This is a genomic window from Flavobacterium sp. XGLA_31, from assembly GCF_051547105.1.
Lineage (GTDB): Bacteria > Bacteroidota > Bacteroidia > Flavobacteriales > Flavobacteriaceae > Flavobacterium.
Genome location: NZ_JBPTTM010000021.1, coordinates 1 through 1103, shown reverse-complemented (window position 1 = coordinate 1103; position 1103 = coordinate 1). Strand labels below are relative to the sequence as shown.

At 43.4% G+C, this 1103-nt stretch carries 1 protein-coding gene; it reads right to left on the bottom strand.

Going from position 1 to position 1103, the window contains the following annotated elements:
- A partial coding sequence (locus ACSVH6_RS13575; protein ID WP_438079400.1) for an HYR-like domain-containing protein occupies nt 1-1103 on the bottom strand: 1103 nt, incomplete at both ends.

Sequence of the window (1103 nt, the reverse complement as noted above, 5' to 3'; positions counted from 1 at the left end):
AAGTACCTGCATTAGCACATCCTTCGTTAGCTACAAACTCACCTGAAGTTTTTACAATGTTGGTAACATCAGCATCACATAAGTCAGAAGCAATAGGGAAAGCAGCTTGAGCCGTTGCTAATGCAGCCGCATCGCTACATTCTACAGTAGCATCAAGAGACCCTGCCTGAGTTGACCAAGTAGGAGCCGTAGTATCCTGAACGGTAATTACCTGAGTAAATAGAGTTGATGCGTTACCACATCCGTCTGTTACGGTCCAAGAGTTGGTATAAGTACCGGCATTAGGACAAGTTTCAGAGGCAACAAAACTTCCTGATACTTTGAAAATGTCAGTTACATCGGTATCACATAAGTCAGAAGCGACAGGGAAGGCAGCCTGAGCATTAGCTAAAGCAGCCGCATCACTACATTCTACGGTAACATCAAGAGACCCTGCGGCAGTAGTCCAAGTAGGGGCCGTAGTATCCTGAACAGTGATTACCTGAGTAAACACAGCAGAAGTATTACCACAATCATCCGTTACGGTCCAAGTGTTGGTATAAGTACCGGCATTGGTACATTCTTCGTTAGCTACAAACTCACCTGAAGTTTTTACAACATTAGTTAAATCTGTATCACAGTTGTCAGTAGCAATAGGGAAGGCAACCTGAGCCGTTGCTAAAGCAGTCGCATCGCTACATTCTACAGTAGCATCAAGAGATCCTGCCTGAGTTGACCAAACAGGAGCCGTTGTATCTTGAATAGAGAATGTAGCTGAAGTTGTAGAGGCATTTCCACAAGCATCGGTAGCAGTAAATATAACGGTTACCGCAGCAGAGCAATCATTACCTATTGTATTAAAATTGTTTGACCAAGTTACAGTTGAACAGTTATCAGAAGCAACAGCACCACCATTATTGGCAATCCATTGTTCTAAAGAACCTGTGTTTCCTGTACCACATTGTACGATTAAGTCAGTCGCATTAGTTGTGATTTGTGGCGCAGTAGTATCCTGAACAGTGATTACTTGGGTAAACACAGCAGAAGTATTGCCACAAGCATCAGCTACAGTCCAAGTGTTGGTATAAGTACCTGAGTTCGCACATCCTTCGTTAGCTACAAAC